The sequence below is a fragment of the Shewanella sp. POL2 genome (genome assembly GCF_000282755.1).
Classification (GTDB): domain Bacteria; phylum Pseudomonadota; class Gammaproteobacteria; order Enterobacterales; family Shewanellaceae; genus Shewanella; species Shewanella xiamenensis.
This window is the reverse complement of sequence record NZ_AKZL01000006.1, coordinates 52,052-69,982: the sequence shown is the minus strand read 5'-3', so window position 1 is coordinate 69,982 and position 17,931 is coordinate 52,052. Positions and strand designations below refer to the sequence as shown.

Below are 17,931 nucleotides of genomic sequence, written 5' to 3'. Positions count from 1 at the left end.
TCGTACAAACTCAAAACAACTTACTGCCCCAGCCGAGCTTACTTCGCAACACATGGAAGTAATTATGGCCTTTAGGATGGATAAGCCTAAGTTGCTCAGAGCTGCGGCGCACGATGATCTCATCGCCGGGTAATACCGCTAAATGCACATGGCCATCACAGCTAACCTCAAGGTTTTCGCCATTTTCAGGGGAAACCACCATCTTAATGGTGCTGCAAGCATCGACCACGATAGGGCGGCATGACAAGGTGTGTGGAAACATAGGGACTAAAATTAATGCCTGTAAATTGGGGGTGAGAATCGCCCCACCTGCTGACAGTGCATAGGCGGTTGACCCCGTGGGAGTTGAAACTATCATGCCATCGGCGCGTTGGCTGTACATGAATTGATTGTCAATATAGACCTCAAATTCAATCATGTGAGCGATCTTACCTGGATGCAGCACCGCTTCATTCACCGCGGTATTACTGGCTTTTAGCTGTCCATGGCGATAGACCTCTGCCTCAAGTAAAAAACGGTGCTCGGTATCAAACTCACCATCGAGCACTTTAGCGAGCGCCTCTTCGAATGCATCCGGTGGTAAATCCGTTAAAAAGCCAAGGTTGCCACGGTTTACACCAATCACGCCCACATCGAAGCGCGCCAGCACTCTGGCGGCGCCGAGCATATTGCCATCACCGCCAACGACTATCGCTAAATCACAACGCTCGCCAATCTCTAATAAATCAACCGCCACAATTTGTGGGCCTAACTCAGTTGCTACCCGCTCTTCTACGAGGACTTCATAACCTTGCATCGTCAGCCAGTGGTGCAGACGTTTGAGGGTTTGATTTGTCCCTGGATGATGCGGCTTACCAATTAGGCCAATGGTGTGGAACTTTGTGGTCATATTTATGCTAGATCTGGCCTTAGGCCTTGAAACGTCAAAATTGATCCCCATAATATGCCCAGAGTATTTAGAAACAAAGCATTTTTAGCTGGAGTGAAAATGAGCAACGAGTCGATTAAAGCAGAACAGGATCTGATCCAAGAGGGTGTAGAGTCTGAAGTTTCTACCGAAGAAGCAAGTCTGATTGATGAGCTTACCCAAGCCAATTTCCGTATTGAAGAGCTGGAACAGTTACTCGCTGACGCTTTGGCGAAAGTTGAAGAGCAAAAAGATTCAGTTATCCGTGCTGCTGCTGAAGTAGACAACATTCGCCGCCGTGCGGCGATGGATGTGGAAAAGGCGAACAAATTTGCATTGGAAAAATTCGCCAACGAATTGCTGCCAGTGATAGACAATATGGAGCGAGCGCTGCAAGGGACTAATCCGCAAGATGAAACCACTAAAGCTATCTATGAAGGTGTTGAGTTAACACAAAAGAGTTTGTTGACCGCTGTGGCGAAATTTGGTGTAAAACAAATTGATCCTCAAGGACAAGCCTTCAACCCTGATCAACATCAAGCGATTGGTATGCAACCAAGTGCTGAATTCCCAGCCAATACTGTGATGTTAGTGATGCAAAAGGGTTATGAGCTAAACAGCCGTTTACTGCGTCCTGCCATGGTGATGGTGTCTCAAGGTGGCCCTAGCCAAGAGTCTGCTTCGATTGATATTGAAGCGTAAGCGGTAAAACGTTAAACCAATAAAAAGGACTGCAGATGCAGTCCTTTTTAGTTTAAAACTTTTATTGTAAGTTAATCAGTAGCTTATTTTGTCATAAGCAGGGAGCAAGCTCCCTTGAGCTTAATTGGCAAGATAGGCATTAATCTGCGCTAACATGCCTTCGGCATCGAGTTGTAAGTCATGGATCACTTCTTCTGGTGATCCATGTTTAATAAACTCATCGGGCAAGCCAATTTGTAGTACAGGTTTAGGCATTTTAAGCTTTTGCAGAAGCTCTAGCACACCTGAGCCAGCGCCGCCCATAATGGCGTTTTCTTCCACTGTGACGAGCACATCGTGGGTTTGCGCCATCTCTTTGACTAAATCCACATCCAGCGGTTTCACAAAGCGCATATCGACCACTGTCGCATCTAAACTCTCTGCGGCAGTGAGTGCTGCGGCTAAGGTAGTCCCGAAGTTAAGCATCGCGACACGTTTGCCTAAACGCTTAATCACCCCTTTACCAATAGGCAGCGTCGTCATGGCTTCAACTTGAGTCGCACCTGTTGCACTACCTCTTGGATAGCGTACCGCGCTTGGGCCTGCATCATAGCAATACCCGGTATACAGCATCTGGCGACATTCATTTTCATCCGATGGCGCCATAATCACCATATTTGGAATACAGCGCATAAAGCTTAAATCAAACGCCCCTTGATGGGTTGGGCCGTCGGCACCGACAATACCGCCACGATCAATGGCAAATAGTACGGGTAAACGCTGCAATGCGACGTCGTGGATCAGCTGATCATAGCCGCGTTGTAAGAAGGTCGAATAGATTGCGACCACAGGTTTATAGCCCTCACAGGCAAACCCTGCACCTAAGGTCACCGCATGTTGCTCGGCAATGGCTGCATCAAAATATTGTTTTGGGAAGCGCTGCGAGAACTCCACCATACCCGACCCTTCACGCATGGCAGGGGTAATACCTAAGACTTTTTCATCCTGCTCAGCGATATCACATAACCATTTGCCAAATACTTGGGAGAAGGTTGGTAGTCCCGGCTTAGTCGCTGGCTTCTTAAACTGTGATGGGTCAAATTTAGGGACGGCGTGCCAACCGATAGGATCTTTTTCTGCTGGCTCATAACCGCGACCTTTTTTGGTCATAATGTGTAGCACTTGTGGCCCCTTGAGATTGCGCATATTGCGCAGGGTTTCCACTAGGGCATCGACATCGTGGCCATCGATAGGGCCGATATAGTTAAAGCCTAATTCTTCAAACAGTGTGCCTGGAACCACCATTCCTTTGAGGTGTTCTTCGGTGCGCTTGGCCATTTCTTTGATAACAGGCATGCCCTTGAGTACTTTCTTGCTGCTTTCACGAATCGTGGTGTAGAAGCGGCCTGACATCAATTGGGCTAAGTGATTGTTGAGTGCGCCGACATTTTCTGAAATCGACATTTCATTATCGTTTAGCACCATCAGCATATCATTGTGCAAATCACCCGCGTGGTTCATTGCCTCGAATACCATGCCGCCTGTCATGGCACCATCGCCAATCACGGCAACCACTTTACGGCCTGCCTGTTCTTTTTCGGCGGCAACGGCCATGGCTAATGCGGCACTGATGGAGGTGCCTGAGTGGCCTACGCTAAAGGTGTCATATTCACTTTCTTCCCGCCAAGGGAAGGGGTGTAAACCGTTCTTTTGCCTAATGGTGTGCATTCTATCACGGCGACCAGTGAGGATTTTATGGGGATAGGCTTGGTGACCAACATCCCAAATCAAACGGTCAAACGGTGTGTTATAGACATAATGCAGGGCAACAGTCAGCTCGACAGTGCCAAGCCCAGAGGCAAAATGTCCGCTGGACATGCCAACGGACTTAAGAAGGAACTCCCGTAACTCATCGGCCAATTGGGGTAATAGGGCCTGTGGAAGCTGGCGGAGTTCATTAGGTGTGTTGGCCTGTGCCAACACCGGAAACTGAGAAATGTCCAAACTCATAGCGAGATACTTCGTCTCTTTTTATATTCTTCGCTCAATAATATAGCGGGCGAAGTCTGCAATTAACTGGCTATTGTATGGCAATTTAGCCAGCGCTGATAGTGCCTCTTGGATCAGTTGCGCGGCGGTATCTTTTGCGCCTTGCAGTCCAAGTAGTTGCGGAAAAGTACTCTTATTTGACTCGGCATCTGAGCCTTGAGGTTTGCCGAGTTCTTCCGTGGTGGCAATAATGTCCAGAATATCGTCTTGGACTTGGAAGGCAAGTCCTACGGCATGGGCAAATTCCATCATAGTCTGATATTGATCTTTTGGCGCGTTCGCGGCGATCAAGGCTAACTCAACGGCGCAGCTGATCAGCGCCCCTGTTTTCATATTATGCAGTTGAGTTAATGCTTTAAGATCAATGTGCTTATCGGTGGAGGCTAAGTCGATGGCTTGACCGCCGCACATCCCCCGATAACCAGAGGCTTTTGCCAATGCTCTGACCATAGCGATATGTTGCTCGCTGGTAATCCCTGGCACGGCTTCAGTCACAATCTCAAAAGCTAAAGTTTGTAGTGCATCCCCAGCAAGAATTGCGGTGGCTTCATCGAAAGCGATATGCACTGTGGGTTGACCACGGCGAAGTGCATCATCATCCATAGCGGGTAAATCGTCATGGATTAACGAATAGGCGTGGATGCATTCAATCGCGGCGGCGCAGGCATCGAGTTTTTCAAGTGCTACGCCAAACATTTGCCCGACACTGTAAACCAAGAAGGGACGAATGCGTTTTCCCCCTAAAAGGGCGCCATGGGTCATCGCGGCTTTTAACTGAGGAGCTGTATCTTCGAGTGTACTAAAACGTTGTTTTAATTGGTTATCAACTCGTTGTTGATATTCTTTTATTGCATTGACTAACACGCTTATTCGCCCTCAACGGCATAGGGAGAGAGGGGCGCATTTTCATCCTGCTTGAGTAAAATGGCCACTTTTTGCTGAGCTTGTTCAAGTTTTGCCTGGCTGTTACGCACCAGATTGATGCCTCGTTCAAATTGTTTTAACGCATCATCGAGAGAGACATCGCCCTGCTCTAACTCAGCAACGATGCGTTCGAGTTCACCAAGGGATTCTTCAAAACTGAGATTTTCGGGTTTCTTTGCCACGTTAATAATTCCTTTGAAAGAGCGGACACAAGGTATATCAGGGCGGCTCAAGGGTCAAATTCAGTCGATGGATATTTGCTCGATAGCACGCTTTGTTGCTGAATTTTTTTCAGAAAATAGAAATTGCCGCTAAACTTGCTTAGAGCTTGTCCGATAAATGACAATAGTAGCATTATGCTTATAATCATCTTAAGACATCATAAAATAAGGCTTGGGTTAAGACCAAAGTGTTAACCGTTGACGGATGACATTTAGTGTTATTTTGCCAATAGAGTCAGTATCATGTCGTTTATACAGAATATTGAGGAGCCGTTGTGGATTTAGCTACAGTTATTGGACTAGTCGGGGGCTTTGGTTTTATCCTTTGGGCCATGATGACCAGCGGCGGCATTGCCATTTTTATCGACGTCCCCTCTGTTTTTATCGTATTCGGTGGTTCCTTCTTCGTCGTGATGATGAAATTCAATTTAAAACAGTTTTTAGGTGCGGTAAAAATCGCAGTAAAAGCCTTTATGTTTAAAATTGATAAACCTGAAGATCTTATCGAACAATCAGTGACGATGGCTGATGCGGCGCGTAAAGGTGGATTTCTTGCTCTTGAAGAAGCACAAATTTCCAACAGTTTTATGCAAAAAGCCGTCGATATGTTAGTGGATGGTCATGACGGTGAGGTGGTGCGTGCCGCGCTTGAAAAAGATATCGCCCTCACCGAAGAGCGCCATCGCAACGGCATCGCCATTTTCCGGGCTTTTGGTGACGTAGGACCCGCGATGGGGATGATTGGTACCCTAGTGGGCTTGGTGGCGATGTTATCCAATATGTCGGACCCGAAATCGATTGGCCCTTCAATGGCGGTTGCGTTGTTAACGACCCTATATGGCGCGGTAGTGGCTAACATGGTGTGTATTCCTATCGCCGATAAATTAAGCCTTAGAATGGGTGAGGAAATGCTAAACCGTAACTTGATTATGGATGCGGTATTGGCGATTCAAGATGGCCAAAATCCTCGAGTAATTGAAGGCTTTTTGAAGAACTATCTTGCTGAAAAACAGCGGAAAATCGATACAACGGACGGAGAGTAGCCCATGGCTAAGTGCAACTGTCCACCGCCCGGAGCACCACTCTGGTTGGCAACATTTGCCGATTTGATGTCCCTCTTGATGTGTTTCTTCGTGTTGCTGCTGTCATTCTCTGAAATGGATGTGATGAAGTTTAAGCAGATTGCAGGTTCGATGAAGTATGCATTTGGGGTGCAAAACAAAGTCGAAGTCAAAGATATTCCTAAGGGGACCTCGGTGATTGCCCTCGAGTTCCGTCCAGGTCGTCCCGATCCCACGCCGATTGAAATCATCAACCAACAAACCAATGAAATGACCGAACCCACGTTGGATTTTCAAGCGGGGGAAGATGATAGTGCGGGTGGGGTACAACAACAGAACGGTTCGCAGCGAGGTGGTGAAGCAACGGCCACTGCTCAAGAAACCGCTGATGCGGTGAAGGCCGAGGCTGCGGCAGCGCAGGATAAGATCAATCAGCAAGTGAAAAAAATGGCGCAGGAGCTCAATAAAGAGATCACTGATGGGGCGATTGAAATTGAGTCACTTGGACAGCAAATTATTATTCGCATCCGTGAAAAAGGTTCATTTGCCTCAGGCTCTGGTTTCCTACAACCGCGATTTAAACCAGTGGTGCGTTCGGTGGGTGAGTTGCTCAAAGATGTGCCGGGAATTATTACCGTATCGGGTTACACCGACGATATGCAGATAAGTGATGAGCTCTATAGCTCAAACTGGGATCTCTCCAGTAAACGTGCTGTAGCTGTGGCTGATGTGTTATTGCAGGTCAAGGGTTTTGATCCTAAACGGATGAAAGTGGTCGGTATGGCCTCAAATAATCCAATTGTCCTAAATGATTCGCCTGAAAATCGCGCGCGAAATCGTCGAGTTGAGATTGCGATTGAACAAGGTAAAGCAAAAGAATCCGAAGAAATTCAAGTAGGTAAATAGTTTTTAATCCAAATCAGTTATTTGATAAAAACGCCGTGACTTGCTCACGGCTTTTTTATTTGGGCTTTTTTGACTATAAGTTCAACTGTGCGTAAGCGCACGCCACGAGCAGCCCTTGTGTGGAAACAGGTGCGCCAATCGCCGTGAGTTTGTTATAATCCGGCGATTATTCTTTTAACCAATTTTGCTGTTGCCAAAATTGCCCGCGGAAATCCCATGAAGTTTATTGTAAAGCTGTACCCAGAAATCATGATGAAGAGTAAGCCTGTGCGCATGCGCTTCACTAAAATGCTTGAAACCAACATCCGTAACGTGCTCAAAAAAGTTGATGAAGATGCTAAAGTGCAACGTCAATGGGACCGTATTTGGGTAAAGGTGCCAAATGATAAACCTGAATTAGCTCAGGCCTTTGGTGAGCGTTTAGCTTGTATCCCTGGGATCGCCCACGTAGTGCAAGTGGATGAATACAGCTTTACGTCAGTTGATGATATCTACCAGCAAGTATTGCCCGTTTATCGCGACCAAATTGCCGGCAAAACCTTCTGTGTACGTGTCAAGCGCACTGGTAATCACGATTTTAACTCTATTGAAGTAGAGCGTTATGTCGGTGGTGGCTTAAACCAGTTTACCGATGCGATTGGCGTGCGCTTAAAGAACCCCGAAGTCACTGTTAACCTCGAAATCGAGGGCGATAAACTGTATATGGTGACTAAGCGTATCGAAGGCTTAGGCGGTTTCCCAATGGCAACGCAGGAAGATGTGTTGTCGTTAATTTCGGGCGGTTTTGACTCGGGCGTATCGAGTTATCAATTTATTAAGAAGGGCGCTCGTACCCATTACTGTTTCTTCAACCTAGGCGGCGCGCAGCACGAGATTGGCGTTAAGCAGGTTGCTTACCATTTGTGGAAAACCTATGGTGAATCCCACAAGGTGAAGTTTGTGTCCGTGCCGTTTGAGCCTGTGGTGGCCGAGATTTTAGAGAAAATCGACAACGGTCAAATGGGCGTGGTGCTCAAACGGATGATGATGCGCACCGCGGCACGTATTGCCGAGCGTATGGGCATTCAGGCGATTGTGACTGGTGAAAGCTTGGGTCAAGTGTCGAGCCAAACCTTAACCAACTTAAACGTGATTGATCGTTGCACCGATATGTTGATTTTGCGTCCGCTGATCACTATGGATAAGCAAGATATTATCAATGAATGCCGCCGTATCGGCACCGAAGATTTTGCTAAGTCTATGCCGGAATATTGCGGGGTGATTTCACAAAAGCCGACTGTTAAAGCGGTACTGGCTAAGGTGGAAGCGGAAGAGACGAAATTCTCTGAGGATTTGATTGACCGTATCGTAGAGCAAGCCGTGGCCATTGATATCCGGGAGATAGCAGAACAAATGAATACCCGTATCACTGAAACTGAGACCGTTGTTGCTATCGACACCAATGAAGTGGTGATTGATATTCGCGCCCCAGAGGAAGAAGAGAATAAACCGCTGGAGATTGAAGGCGTGGAAATCAAGCGCATTCCTTTCTTCAAATTAGCGACTCAGTTTGCCGATCTCGATAAGCAAAAGACTTACCTGCTGTACTGTGAGCGTGGCGTGATGAGTAAATTACAGGCACTTTACCTGATTGAGCAAGGTTATCACAATGTTAAGGTTTACCGCCCTTAAGCGATAACCAGCAAAGCGTATGCAAGGTCAAGCCTCAGGTTTGACCTTGATATGCAGCAATCTACGGGATTACGAATACAAAAAAGCCGCATTGGAATGCGGCTTTTATGTTATTGCGTGTCCCGTCCTGAAATACGTTGACATAAAGAGGACTTCTTTATGACAACATCAATTAACTCAAGCCGTAAGCGCACACAACGAGATTACACCTTAGCCTTTAAATTAGGCGTTGTAGAGCGTGTTGAAAAAGGCGAAATGACGTACAAACAAGCCTAAGCCCGTTTTGGTATTCAAGGCCGTTCAACGGTACTCGTTTGGCTTCGAAAACATGGTAGACTCGATTGGTCAAAACCTTTTCAGCATCCCCTTATGCCTAAGTCAAAAGAAACCCCTGCCGAAACTATTAAGCGCCTTGAACGTGAGTTAGCAGAAGAGAAACTGCGTAACAAAATCCTCAATGGTATGGTTGATATCATGGACAATGAATATGGAGCAGGCCTCAGAAAAAAGTACTTATCCGGTACGTCTGGCAAGCAAAAGGCAACGGAGAATTAAACCTCGTAGCCGCATGTCGTGCTGCGGGTATGTCGAGGCAAGGTATTTATCAGGCAGTTGCTCGAATGGAAAGTCGTAGAGCTGAGCTATCGATCATCAAAGACTGGGTCCAGTACTGGCGTAAATATATGCCAAGGTTAGGGGCCCGTAAGCTCTACACGTTGATAAAATCCAGGCTGGTTGAGCACGATATTAAACTTGGGCGAGATGGGTTCTTTACCTATTTGAGAAGTGAAGGTTTACTGGTTAAACCGAAGAAAAGCTACACAAAAACCACGTTCAGCAAGCACTGGATGAAGAAGCATCCTAATTTGCTGAAAGAGGAAGGACTGCATGATGCAGAGCATGTACTGGTCAGCGATATCACCTATCTTGAGTCAGACCAAGGAGTGCACTACCTGTCATTGGTCACCGATGCCAGTTCGCGTAAGATAGTCGGTCATCACGTGAGTAACGACATGAAAGCGGAGAGTGTGGTGAAAGCGTTAAAAATGGCCATCAAAGATAAACGCTATATTGGCAACGCAGTGCATCACTCAGACAGAGGCTTACAATACTGCTCAGCCGTTTATCAGAATGCGCTTCAGGCGAGCCAAATCCAGCCGTCAATGACGGATGGTTATGATTGCTACCAAAATGCATTAGCAGAAAGAGTGAATGGCATACTGAAGCAGGAGTTTTTACTGCACCGATGTAGGACATTTGCGGAGCTGAAGATACTTGTTAGAGAATCGATAGCAATATACAACGATATGAGACCGCATCTGAGTTTGAATATGGCAACCCCTAATCAGGTGCACAATAGAAAAGGCCAGCAACTGGAGCTGGCCTAAAAACTGTCAACCTATCTTAGGACGGGACAGCGAAGCAGTGCAATTTACTCGGTTTTGACCACTTGCTGTGCTGGTAACACCTCATCGGCAATCAATAAGGTGGGATCTTGCAGCGCTTCTTGGTGCATTTTTTCCATCGTTGCCGTCAGTTCGGCATTGATACTTGTTTGTAAATCACTGGTGTCGATAATAATTTCGGCATTGATAACATTAGCGTAGACATTGGCACTGAGTGCGCTGACTAACACTAACGCAAAAGCAGATTTTAAATTGAACATAGTCGCCTCCGGGCTGACAAAGTATTGCTGTCAGACATTCCCATCACCCGTTCGAGATTGTCCAACTCATGTGTTTCGTTGGCGCAAAATTTAATCAAAAACGCTGGCCTTTACAAACGATTAAATGTAACAATACGGATTAGAAAAACTAATTAAAAATTGAGATAGAGATCACTATGTCAAGACGCTTACCACCACTGAATGCGGTTAAAGCATTTGAGGCCGCCGCACGGCATTTGAGCTTTACTCGAGCGGCTGAAGAATTGTTTGTGACTCAGGCTGCGGTGAGTCATCAAATTAAAGCGCTGGAAGATTTTCTCGGATTAAAATTATTTCGCCGAAAAAATCGTTCACTGCTGCTAACCGAGGAAGGCCAGAGTTATTTTCTCGATATTAAGGACATCTTTATTCAATTGGCAGATGCGACCGATAGGCTGCTCGCACGTAGTGCTATTGGTTCGTTGACCGTGAGCATGTCGCCAAGCTTTGCGATTCAGTGGCTGGTGCCGCGTCTGTCCAAGTTTAGTGAAAAGAATCCTGATATTGACGTACGGATCAAGGCGGTGGACACAGAGGCCAGTTCCTTAACTGACGATGTTGATGTCGCGATCTATTATGGTTTAGGCAATTGGCCTGGGCTGCGGGCCGATAAACTTCGCAATGAAGTGCTTATTCCGGTGTGTTCGCCCATGCTGTTAAATGGCCCTAAGCCGCTGTCAAAGCCGGAAGATTTAAAACACCATACATTGCTACACGATATGAGTCGCCACGATTGGCAGGCGTGGTTTAGACAATGCGGTATTACCGATATCAATGTTAACCAAGGTCCAATTTTCAGTCATTCTTCCCTCGTCTTGCAGGCAGCGGCTCATGGTCAAGGTGTGGCGTTAGGTTATAGCGTGTTGGCTCGGCCCGATATTAAGGCGGGACGACTGGTATGCCCATTTCAAGAAGTGCTAGTGAGCAAAGATGCTTACTACCTCGTTTGCCAACAGAATCATGCCGAGCTGGGTAAAGTGGTCGCGTTTCGTGAGTGGATGTTAGATATGTTTGCCGAGGAGTCACGCAGTGAGTTGTTGCCCGGATAATCCGTTGGTAAATGTTGCACTAAGTGCCCATGTGTTAGAAGGTGAACCCTCAGAGATCTTGATTTTATTTGCCCATGGCGCGGGAGCGAATCGAGACTCAGACTTTATGTGCCAAATGGCCGCAGGTCTTGTCGACAAGGGCTTTCAAGTGATGCGTTTTAATTTTCCCTACATGCAGGCTAATGCCATGGATGGTAAAAAGCGACCGCCAGACAGGGCACCAAAGCTGCTTGCCTGTTTTAGCGAGATGCTCGATGTGGCGCACGCTCAGCCTAAGGTTAAGCGGGTGGTCTTGATGGGCAAATCCATGGGCGGACGCATGGCGGCGTTACTGGCTTGTGATAGCGTACAAGCCAGCCGTATCGATAGGGTTATTTGTTTAGGTTATCCCTTTATTCCGCTTAAGGGCGGTGAGCCTAGGTTGGAACCCCTGAACGACTGCCAAGTGCCCGTGTTAGTGCTGCAAGGGGAGCGGGATAAGTTTGGCGGTAAGATGCAAATCTCTAGCTGGCCGCTTAAGCGCGATATCCAAATTGAATACTTAGCCGATGGGGATCATAGTTTTGTCCCAAGAAAGTCGTCAGGTACGACTGAAGCGGCTAACCTTGCACTGGCTGTTGATTTATCAGCAAAATTTATTGGCTAATGTTTCTTCTTGATATGACGTAAAGTGCTCAGAGTCTGGATTAACGGCTCGGGCGTCATCCGTTGTAAGGCCTATTGGTTTTTGGAGGTTAAAATGCGTAAAGGATTGTTGTTACTCGCCGCGGTAAGCGGATTTTTTGCGGTCGCGCTAGGTGCTTTTGGTGCCCACGGTTTAAAAGCCGTGGCGCCCCCAGAGTTGATTGAAGTGTTTAATCTTGGGGTGCAATACCACTTCTACCATACGTTTGCCTTGATTGTGGTTGCTTTTGCGGGGCAGTGGTTAACCTCACGTTTACTCGATTGGGCGGCGTATTTATTTATTGCGGGTATAGTGCTGTTTTCTGGCTCGCTCTACGGTTTGGCGCTGGTCGGCAGCAAATGGTTTGGCCCTATCACGCCGATGGGCGGCGGCTGTTTCCTCTTAGGTTGGTTATTGCTGGCCGCGGCCGTATGGCGCCATAAAGTGGTGGATGGTAACGAGTCATAATGCTTGTATGGCGCAGCCACTGCGCCGTGCGTCCACGCAGCCAATAGCACAAAAGCCCGATAGCAAATCGGGCTTTTGTGTATTGAAATTGCTATACTGGCGCTCAAATCGATAGTCGGCCATGTTTATGGCTTGGATTTCTTAAGGATCTCCATGAAAAACCTATTTTATTTTGCCGTGCAGGCTATGAGAAAGAATGCGCAGCAGAAATCCAACAGCGAGCGGCTGAGCTCAATGTGGGTGGCTTTGTTAAGGCCAACAATAACGATGCCTATGTGGTATACCAATGTTTTGACGATGATGGCGGCGATACCTTGGCCAAGCAACTGTCGTTAGATTCGCTGATCTTTGCTCGTCAGATGTTTGCCGCGAGTGAACTGCTAGCCGATTTGCCCGAGTCTGACCGTGTCAGCCCGATTGTGGCAGCGCTCAGTGAGGTGAGTAAAGCGGGCGAGCTGAGGGTTGAAACCCCTGATACCAATGAAGCAAAAGAGCTGTCGGCATTTTGCCGTAAGTTTACTGTGCCTTTACGCCAGCATTTGAAAAAATCCGGTAGTTTACTGGCGCAAGAAAATCCTAAGCGTCCGATTATTCATGTGTGTTTTGTTGGCCCAGGACGCGCCTACGTTGGTTATTCCTTCAGCAACAACAGCTCACCCTATTTTATGGGGATCCCGCGTCTGAAAATGGCCGCCGATGCACCAAGTCGCTCAAGCCTGAAACTCGATGAAGCATTCGCGCAGTTTGTGCCTAAAGAAGCGCAAGAAGAGCGGGTTCGCAGCGGCATGAATGCGGTGGACTTAGGCGCTTGCCCTGGTGGCTGGACCTATCAGTTAGTGCGTCGTGGCATGATGGTCTCGGCGGTCGATAATGGCCCAATGAACGAAAAACTGATGGAAACCGGACAAGTGAAACATTTCCGTGAGGATGGTTTCCGCTTCGAGCCACAGCGTAAAAACATTTATTGGTTAGTGTGTGACATGGTTGAAAAACCAGCGCGCGTGGCTGAGCTGATTGAAGCTTGGGCCATCAATGGCTGGTTTAAAGAAGCAATTTTCAACCTCAAGCTGCCGATGAAGAGCCGTTATAAAGAAGTGATGGCGATTTTGAATACCATGCAGGAAATCCTCAAGGAAAACGGCATCAACGAATTCCAGTTGCAGTGTAAGCACTTATACCATGACCGCGATGAAGTGACGGTGCACTTATGGCTTAAGCCTAGCCAGCCTTGGAACTAATCTACGGTTTTTTACCGTTCTGTTAGTGAGTGAAGCCCCAAGTCATGTTTGGGGCTTTTTATTTGGCTGTTCTGCTAGGGCGGCCATAAAAAACGCACCCTAAGGTGCGTTTTTTGTTTCGCGCAAAGCGATTATGACAGACGGTCAAGCACCGCTTGAGTGAAGTCAGTCGTACCGTGGGTGCCGCCTAAATCGCGAGTCGTACGGTCGCCTTCTTCAATCACTGCCGATACGGCTTTACGGATCATGTCGGCTTTATCAGCCATGCCTAAGTATTCCAGCATTTGGATAGAGGCTAAGATCACTGAGGTTGGGTTAGCGAGGTTTTTACCCGCGATATCTGGCGCGCTGCCGTGAACCGCTTCGAAAATCGCTGCATCACGGCCAATGTTGGCGCCGGGTGCCATACCTAAACCACCGACTAAACCGGCACACAGATCCGACAGAATGTCACCAAACAGGTTGGTGGTCACGATGACGTCGAAGTTTTCTGGGTTCATCACTAACTTCATGCAAGTTGCATCGACGATCATTTCTTCAGTTTTGATGTCTGGGTAGCGTAGGCTCACTTCGCGGGCCACTTTCAGGAACAGACCTGAAGTTGACTTCATTATGTTTGCTTTGTGCACGATAGTGACTTTCTTGCGGTTTTCTTTACGGGCCAGTTCGTAAGCGAAGGTCGCGATTTGCTCTGCGCCTTGGCGAGTGACAATACTGGTCGCTTCTGCGGTGCTGCCGTCTTCAGACACTTTTTGACCGTGGCCTGAGTACATGCCTTCGGTGTTTTCACGCACTGTGATGATATCAATGTTTTCATAACGGGCTTGAGTGCCTTTGAAAGACAACACAGGACGCACGTTCGCGTACAGGCCGAATTTCTTACGTAATGTCACGTTGATAGAGGTGAAGCCTTCGCCTACTGGTGTCGTCAGCGGGCCTTTTAGGGTGATGCGGTTTTTTTCGATCAGTTCTAAAGTACGCTGCGGAAGTAGTTCGCCTTGCTTCTCGAGAGCGGTTAAGCCTGCATCTGCAAATTCATATTCAAAATCACAACCTGCTTTATCAAGAATTTTTAAGGCTGAATCAATAATACTTGGGCCAATTCCATCACCTGGAATTACGGTTATCGTTCTTTTTGACATGGAGAAGTCCTTCCACGGTTCGTCGTTACTGCAATTGTCCGACCCGGGATCAGCCGGGTAACATGACTATGAATTTGGTGTTTTTTCTCACTATTATTTTAACCGTCTTTGGTCAAACTTCACAGGAAATAGTGAGCAATATCACGATTTTTTATTGGGTAAAACTTGTAAAAATACTGGGTTATAACGATGATGGAGAGCCAATGGTTAAAAAAGTCTACTTTAGTCTAACAACTACATAAAAGAGGAAGACATTGAAGTTATTACCTATCACATCGCTAGTGCTGTTATCCCTCGGAATATTGCAGCATGCCCATGCTGAAACTAGCACTAAACCCCTTACCCTAAACGACATCATGCATTTTGAGTCCCTCGAAAAGCCCGTTATCGCTGACAATGGTCAGGTGCTGGCGGTTGAGGTGGCACCGGATCGTGGCGATAGCCATGGTTTGATTAAGAATCTACAAACAGGTAAAGCGTTTCAGATTGAAGGTGGCTCGGATCCTATCGTGAGTCACACAGGCCGTTATGTAGCCATGGCGGTTAAACCCAGTTTACTCACCGTTGAAACCAGCGATGCTAAAGCGAAGAAAAAGCTTAAGGCCGATATGGTGCTGCTCGACACAGAAACGGGCACGCAAACCAAATTTGAACGGGTAAAAGAATTTGTCTTTAGCGACGATGGCGCGCATTTAGCCATTTGGTTTGAAGCCGACGAAGAGGCCAAGAAAGACACCAAAGAGAAAACCGAAGGCACTGATGATAAGCCCAAAGCCGAAAAGGTGAAGATTGATAAGTTCGACCAAGGCCGTCGTTTGAGTTTAGTGAATTTGTCTTCACCATCGCAGCGGGTGGATCTGGAGCATGTGACCGCCTATCAGTTTGATAAAGACAGTCGCCGCTTGGCCGTCGCGGTTAATGATATCGAAGCAAAGCAACATCAATTGCAACTAATTGATTTGAAAAACTACAAAAAATCAACGGCATTTGATTCTCAAACCCAACAAATCGGTGCGGTTTCACTGTCGAAAAATGGTCGCTGGCTGGCCTTTACTCAAGGAGATGCGAGTGAATTACCCTATGGCCGCAGCTATCAGCTAAGCCTAGTCGATATCGCTTCGGGCAAAATTCGCCCTGTGCCAAACACCAAAGAGTGGACGTTAAACCGTTACGCCAGTTTAAACTTTTCATTAGACAGTGAGCGACTCTTCTTTGGCCGTGTGCCTGAGGTGAGCCAACAGCTCAGCCTGAAGAAAATCGCCGAAGAAAAAGATCTTTATGATAAAGAGATTGTGACTGGCCAGCGCGGGCTTAAAGTCTGGCATGGGGACGATCCGCGGATTAAACCCCATGAAATTAAGCAATATGAGGCAGAGCAAAAGCGTACTTATTTAGCGGTACTGCATTTAGGCTCTAACAATGTGGTGCAGCTTGGCGATAAAACGGTGCCGGATGTCACCCTGTCACAGCATAAGCGTTTTATGCTGGCAAGCTCTGACTTACCCTATCGCAAGATGATCACTTGGGCTGGGTTCTATCAAGATTATTATTTGGTGGATATCAATACGGGTCGCAAGTTGCCGCTGTTAACCCAACAACCCAGTGATGCTGAGCCAAGCTTATCGGGCGACGGTAAATATGTGGCCTATTATCAGCAAGGTCATGTGTATTTATACGATATTGCCGAAGGTCGCCGCACTAATCTGACCCAGTCTTTAAAGGTGAGTTTTGCCGATGAAGATCATGATTCTCCCTCCAATGCGCCGGGTTATGGTTTTGGCCCTTGGCTTAAGGACGATGCCGGCTTCCTCGTCTACGATAAATTCGATGTGTGGCAGTTTAACACCGCATCGAAAACGGGCTTTGCCTTAACAGCAGGGCAGGGACGCGCTCAAAAAATTCAATATCGTGTTGAAGGTTTAGTCGATAATCCCGATGAGCCAACGACGCTTGCCTACAACGCTACTGTGCTGCTGCATGGTTACAGCGACAAGACTAAGGCCGATGGTTTTTATCAAGCGACCCTTGGCGAAGCGGGCGTTAAGACCCTGATGGAAGGCGAGTATAAATTAACTGTGCTTGGGCGCAGTAAAGATGCCGATACCTTGGTGTTTTCTAAGGAGCGATTTGATCTCTTCCCCGATTTATACACCGCAAGCTATCAAGCGCCACAACAAGCAGTGAAGCAAACCGATTTTGATAAGCAGCGCCAAGCTTTTAATTGGAGCCAAGCTGAATTAGTGCATTGGATCAATGGTGATGGTAAACCCCTCGATGGTGTGTTGATAAAACCGACCAATTATCAAGCGGGCGAGCGTTATCCTGTGCTGGTGTACTACTATGAATTGATGACCGACAGACTGCATGCCTTTCCGCAAATGAAGGTTAACCACAGACCCAACTTTGCTTGGTATGTGAATAACGGTTATGCGGTATTTTTGCCGGATATTCGTTTCGATATCGGTTATCCCGGTGCCAGCTCAGTACAAACATTGACCTCGGGTGTGCAAAAGCTTATCGAGATGGGTGTTGCTGATGCTAACGCCATTGGTTTACAAGGACATTCTTGGAGTGGTTATCAAACGGCCTTTGCCATCACCCAAACTAAGATGTTTAAAGCAGCGGTGGCGGGGGCGCCAGTGGCGAATATGACCAGCGCATACAGCGGTATTCGCCATGGCACTGGGCTTGCGCGCCAATTCCAATACGAAACCGGCCAAAGCCGCATAGGTGAAAGCCTTTTCGCTGCGCCGCAAAAGTATATTGAGAACTCGCCAGTCTTCTATGCCGATCGCATTCAAACGCCGCTGATGATCATGTTTGGCGATAAAGACGATGCGGTGCCTTGGGAGCAAGGTGTTGAAATGTACTTGGCGATGCGCCGTGCGGGTAAAGATGTGGTGTTTTTACAATATGAAGATGAACCCCATCATCTGAAGAAATACCCTAATAAGCTCGATTACAGCATTCGGATGATGGAATACTTCGACCATTATCTTAAAGGCAAACCCGCGTCAGCCTGGTTAAGCCAAGGCGAAGCCTATGTCGAATATAAAGCCGATGATGAGTAATCTTCTGTTTTAGGTTTATCTATAAGTAAAACGCCACCGTAAGGTGGCGTTTTTTATGCTGCAAAGGAAGTTAGAGTTAATTAATATCATCTAATTAAAGTTGCGATTCATAAGCTTTTGGACAATTTCGAGTTAAAGTCTTAACTCTAACGCGTCTGCTTCAGATAAAAATAT

The 17,931-nt window shown here is 47.2% G+C and carries 15 protein-coding genes and 1 pseudogene; 10 read left to right on the top strand and 6 right to left on the bottom strand.

Annotated features, from left to right (window positions below; translation table 11 throughout):
- Positions 1-10 precede the first annotated feature (10 nt).
- Positions 11-889: an NAD(+) kinase gene (gene nadK / locus SHEWPOL2_RS02755; protein WP_086023973.1), complete on the bottom strand. Its 879-nt coding sequence runs from the start codon at positions 887-889 to the stop codon at positions 11-13.
- A 99-nt stretch (positions 890-988) separates the two neighbouring features.
- Between nadK and grpE the strand changes: the two genes are divergently transcribed.
- Positions 989-1,609: a nucleotide exchange factor GrpE gene (gene grpE, locus SHEWPOL2_RS02750; RefSeq protein WP_037425845.1), complete on the top strand. Its 621-nt coding sequence runs from the start codon at positions 989-991 to the stop codon at positions 1,607-1,609.
- Positions 1,610-1,729: 120 nt separating this feature from the next.
- Here grpE and dxs read toward each other — a convergent pair whose 3' ends face one another.
- The 3 genes from dxs to xseB are packed head-to-tail and all read right to left on the bottom strand — an operon-like array spanning position 1,730 to position 4,743.
- Positions 1,730-3,598 carry a 1-deoxy-D-xylulose-5-phosphate synthase gene (gene dxs / locus SHEWPOL2_RS02745; protein WP_037425843.1) on the bottom strand — a complete coding sequence of 623 codons (1,869 nt, stop codon included), beginning with the start codon at positions 3,596-3,598 and terminating at the stop codon, positions 1,730-1,732.
- 21 nt (positions 3,599-3,619) lie between these two features.
- Positions 3,620-4,501: a (2E,6E)-farnesyl diphosphate synthase gene (ispA, locus tag SHEWPOL2_RS02740; protein WP_037425840.1), complete on the bottom strand. Its 882-nt coding sequence runs from the start codon at positions 4,499-4,501 to the stop codon at positions 3,620-3,622.
- Between the two features lie 2 nt (positions 4,502-4,503).
- Complete coding sequence (gene xseB / locus SHEWPOL2_RS02735) at positions 4,504-4,743, bottom strand: exodeoxyribonuclease VII small subunit (protein ID WP_011623480.1); 240 nt, start codon at positions 4,741-4,743, stop codon at positions 4,504-4,506.
- Positions 4,744-5,057: 314 nt separating this feature from the next.
- Here xseB and pomA point away from each other — a divergent pair, with 314 nt between their 5' ends.
- The 4 genes and pseudogenes from pomA to SHEWPOL2_RS22355 all read left to right on the top strand — a co-directional run bounded on the left by pomA (position 5,058) and on the right by SHEWPOL2_RS22355 (position 9,808).
- Complete coding sequence (gene pomA / locus SHEWPOL2_RS02730; RefSeq protein WP_037416085.1) at positions 5,058-5,825, top strand: flagellar motor protein PomA; 768 nt, start codon at positions 5,058-5,060, stop codon at positions 5,823-5,825.
- Between the two features lie 3 nt (positions 5,826-5,828).
- The gene (locus SHEWPOL2_RS02725; RefSeq protein ID WP_037425837.1) at positions 5,829-6,749 is read left to right on the top strand and encodes a flagellar motor protein MotB; all 921 of its coding nucleotides are present in this window, start codon (positions 5,829-5,831) and stop codon (positions 6,747-6,749) included.
- 216 nt (positions 6,750-6,965) lie between these two features.
- A complete protein-coding gene (thiI, locus tag SHEWPOL2_RS02720) occupies positions 6,966-8,420 on the top strand; it encodes a tRNA uracil 4-sulfurtransferase ThiI (protein WP_037425834.1) in 1,455 nt (484 codons plus the stop codon).
- A 159-nt stretch (positions 8,421-8,579) separates the two neighbouring features.
- Positions 8,580-9,808: pseudogene (locus tag SHEWPOL2_RS22355) on the top strand (IS3 family transposase).
- A 44-nt stretch (positions 9,809-9,852) separates the two neighbouring features.
- On the opposite strand, the gene SHEWPOL2_RS02705 reads toward SHEWPOL2_RS22355, so the two are convergent.
- Positions 9,853-10,086 carry a hypothetical protein gene (locus SHEWPOL2_RS02705; protein ID WP_037416521.1) on the bottom strand — a complete coding sequence of 78 codons (234 nt, stop codon included), beginning with the start codon at positions 10,084-10,086 and terminating at the stop codon, positions 9,853-9,855.
- A gap of 176 nt (positions 10,087-10,262) precedes the next feature.
- On the opposite strand from SHEWPOL2_RS02705, the gene SHEWPOL2_RS02700 reads away from it, so the two are divergent.
- The 4 genes from SHEWPOL2_RS02700 (at position 10,263) to rlmM (ending at position 13,544) form a co-directional block, all read left to right on the top strand.
- A complete protein-coding gene (locus SHEWPOL2_RS02700) occupies positions 10,263-11,174 on the top strand; it encodes a transcriptional regulator GcvA (protein ID WP_037416523.1) in 912 nt (303 codons plus the stop codon).
- Entirely contained in the window at positions 11,155-11,820 is a 666-nt protein-coding gene (locus tag SHEWPOL2_RS02695) for an alpha/beta fold hydrolase (protein WP_037425829.1), read from the top strand. The genes SHEWPOL2_RS02700 and SHEWPOL2_RS02695 overlap by 20 nt, the downstream gene beginning before the upstream one ends.
- A gap of 93 nt (positions 11,821-11,913) precedes the next feature.
- Positions 11,914-12,306: a DUF423 domain-containing protein gene (locus SHEWPOL2_RS02690; protein WP_037416529.1), complete on the top strand. Its 393-nt coding sequence runs from the start codon at positions 11,914-11,916 to the stop codon at positions 12,304-12,306.
- Positions 12,307-12,470: 164 nt separating this feature from the next.
- Positions 12,471-13,544: a 23S rRNA (cytidine(2498)-2'-O)-methyltransferase RlmM gene (gene rlmM / locus SHEWPOL2_RS02685; protein WP_037425826.1), complete on the top strand. Its 1,074-nt coding sequence runs from the start codon at positions 12,471-12,473 to the stop codon at positions 13,542-13,544.
- 131 nt (positions 13,545-13,675) lie between these two features.
- Here rlmM and SHEWPOL2_RS02680 read toward each other — a convergent pair whose 3' ends face one another.
- A complete protein-coding gene (locus SHEWPOL2_RS02680) occupies positions 13,676-14,686 on the bottom strand; it encodes an isocitrate dehydrogenase (RefSeq protein WP_037425822.1) in 1,011 nt (336 codons plus the stop codon).
- Between the two features lie 254 nt (positions 14,687-14,940).
- On the opposite strand from SHEWPOL2_RS02680, the gene SHEWPOL2_RS02675 reads away from it, so the two are divergent.
- Positions 14,941-17,757, top strand: a complete 2,817-nt coding sequence (locus tag SHEWPOL2_RS02675) for a prolyl oligopeptidase family serine peptidase (RefSeq protein WP_037425818.1) — start codon at positions 14,941-14,943, stop codon at positions 17,755-17,757.
- The last annotated feature ends 174 nt before the right edge of the window (positions 17,758-17,931 follow it).

Bases quoted from the DNA above. Each gene is read 5' to 3' on its own strand.
- nadK (WP_086023973.1), bottom strand. From the start codon at position 889: ATGACCACAAAGTTCCACACCATTGGCCTAATTGGTAAGCCGCATCAT.
- grpE (WP_037425845.1), top strand. From the start codon at position 989: ATGAGCAACGAGTCGATTAAAGCAGAACAGGATCTGATCCAAGAGGGT.
- dxs (WP_037425843.1), bottom strand. From the start codon at position 3,598: ATGAGTTTGGACATTTCTCAGTTTCCGGTGTTGGCACAGGCCAACACA.
- SHEWPOL2_RS02725 (WP_037425837.1), top strand. From the start codon at position 5,829: ATGGCTAAGTGCAACTGTCCACCGCCCGGAGCACCACTCTGGTTGGCA.
- thiI (WP_037425834.1), top strand. From the start codon at position 6,966: ATGAAGTTTATTGTAAAGCTGTACCCAGAAATCATGATGAAGAGTAAG.
- SHEWPOL2_RS02705 (WP_037416521.1), bottom strand. From the start codon at position 10,086: ATGTTCAATTTAAAATCTGCTTTTGCGTTAGTGTTAGTCAGCGCACTC.
- SHEWPOL2_RS02700 (WP_037416523.1), top strand. From the start codon at position 10,263: ATGTCAAGACGCTTACCACCACTGAATGCGGTTAAAGCATTTGAGGCC.
- SHEWPOL2_RS02690 (WP_037416529.1), top strand. From the start codon at position 11,914: ATGCGTAAAGGATTGTTGTTACTCGCCGCGGTAAGCGGATTTTTTGCG.
- SHEWPOL2_RS02680 (WP_037425822.1), bottom strand. From the start codon at position 14,686: ATGTCAAAAAGAACGATAACCGTAATTCCAGGTGATGGAATTGGCCCA.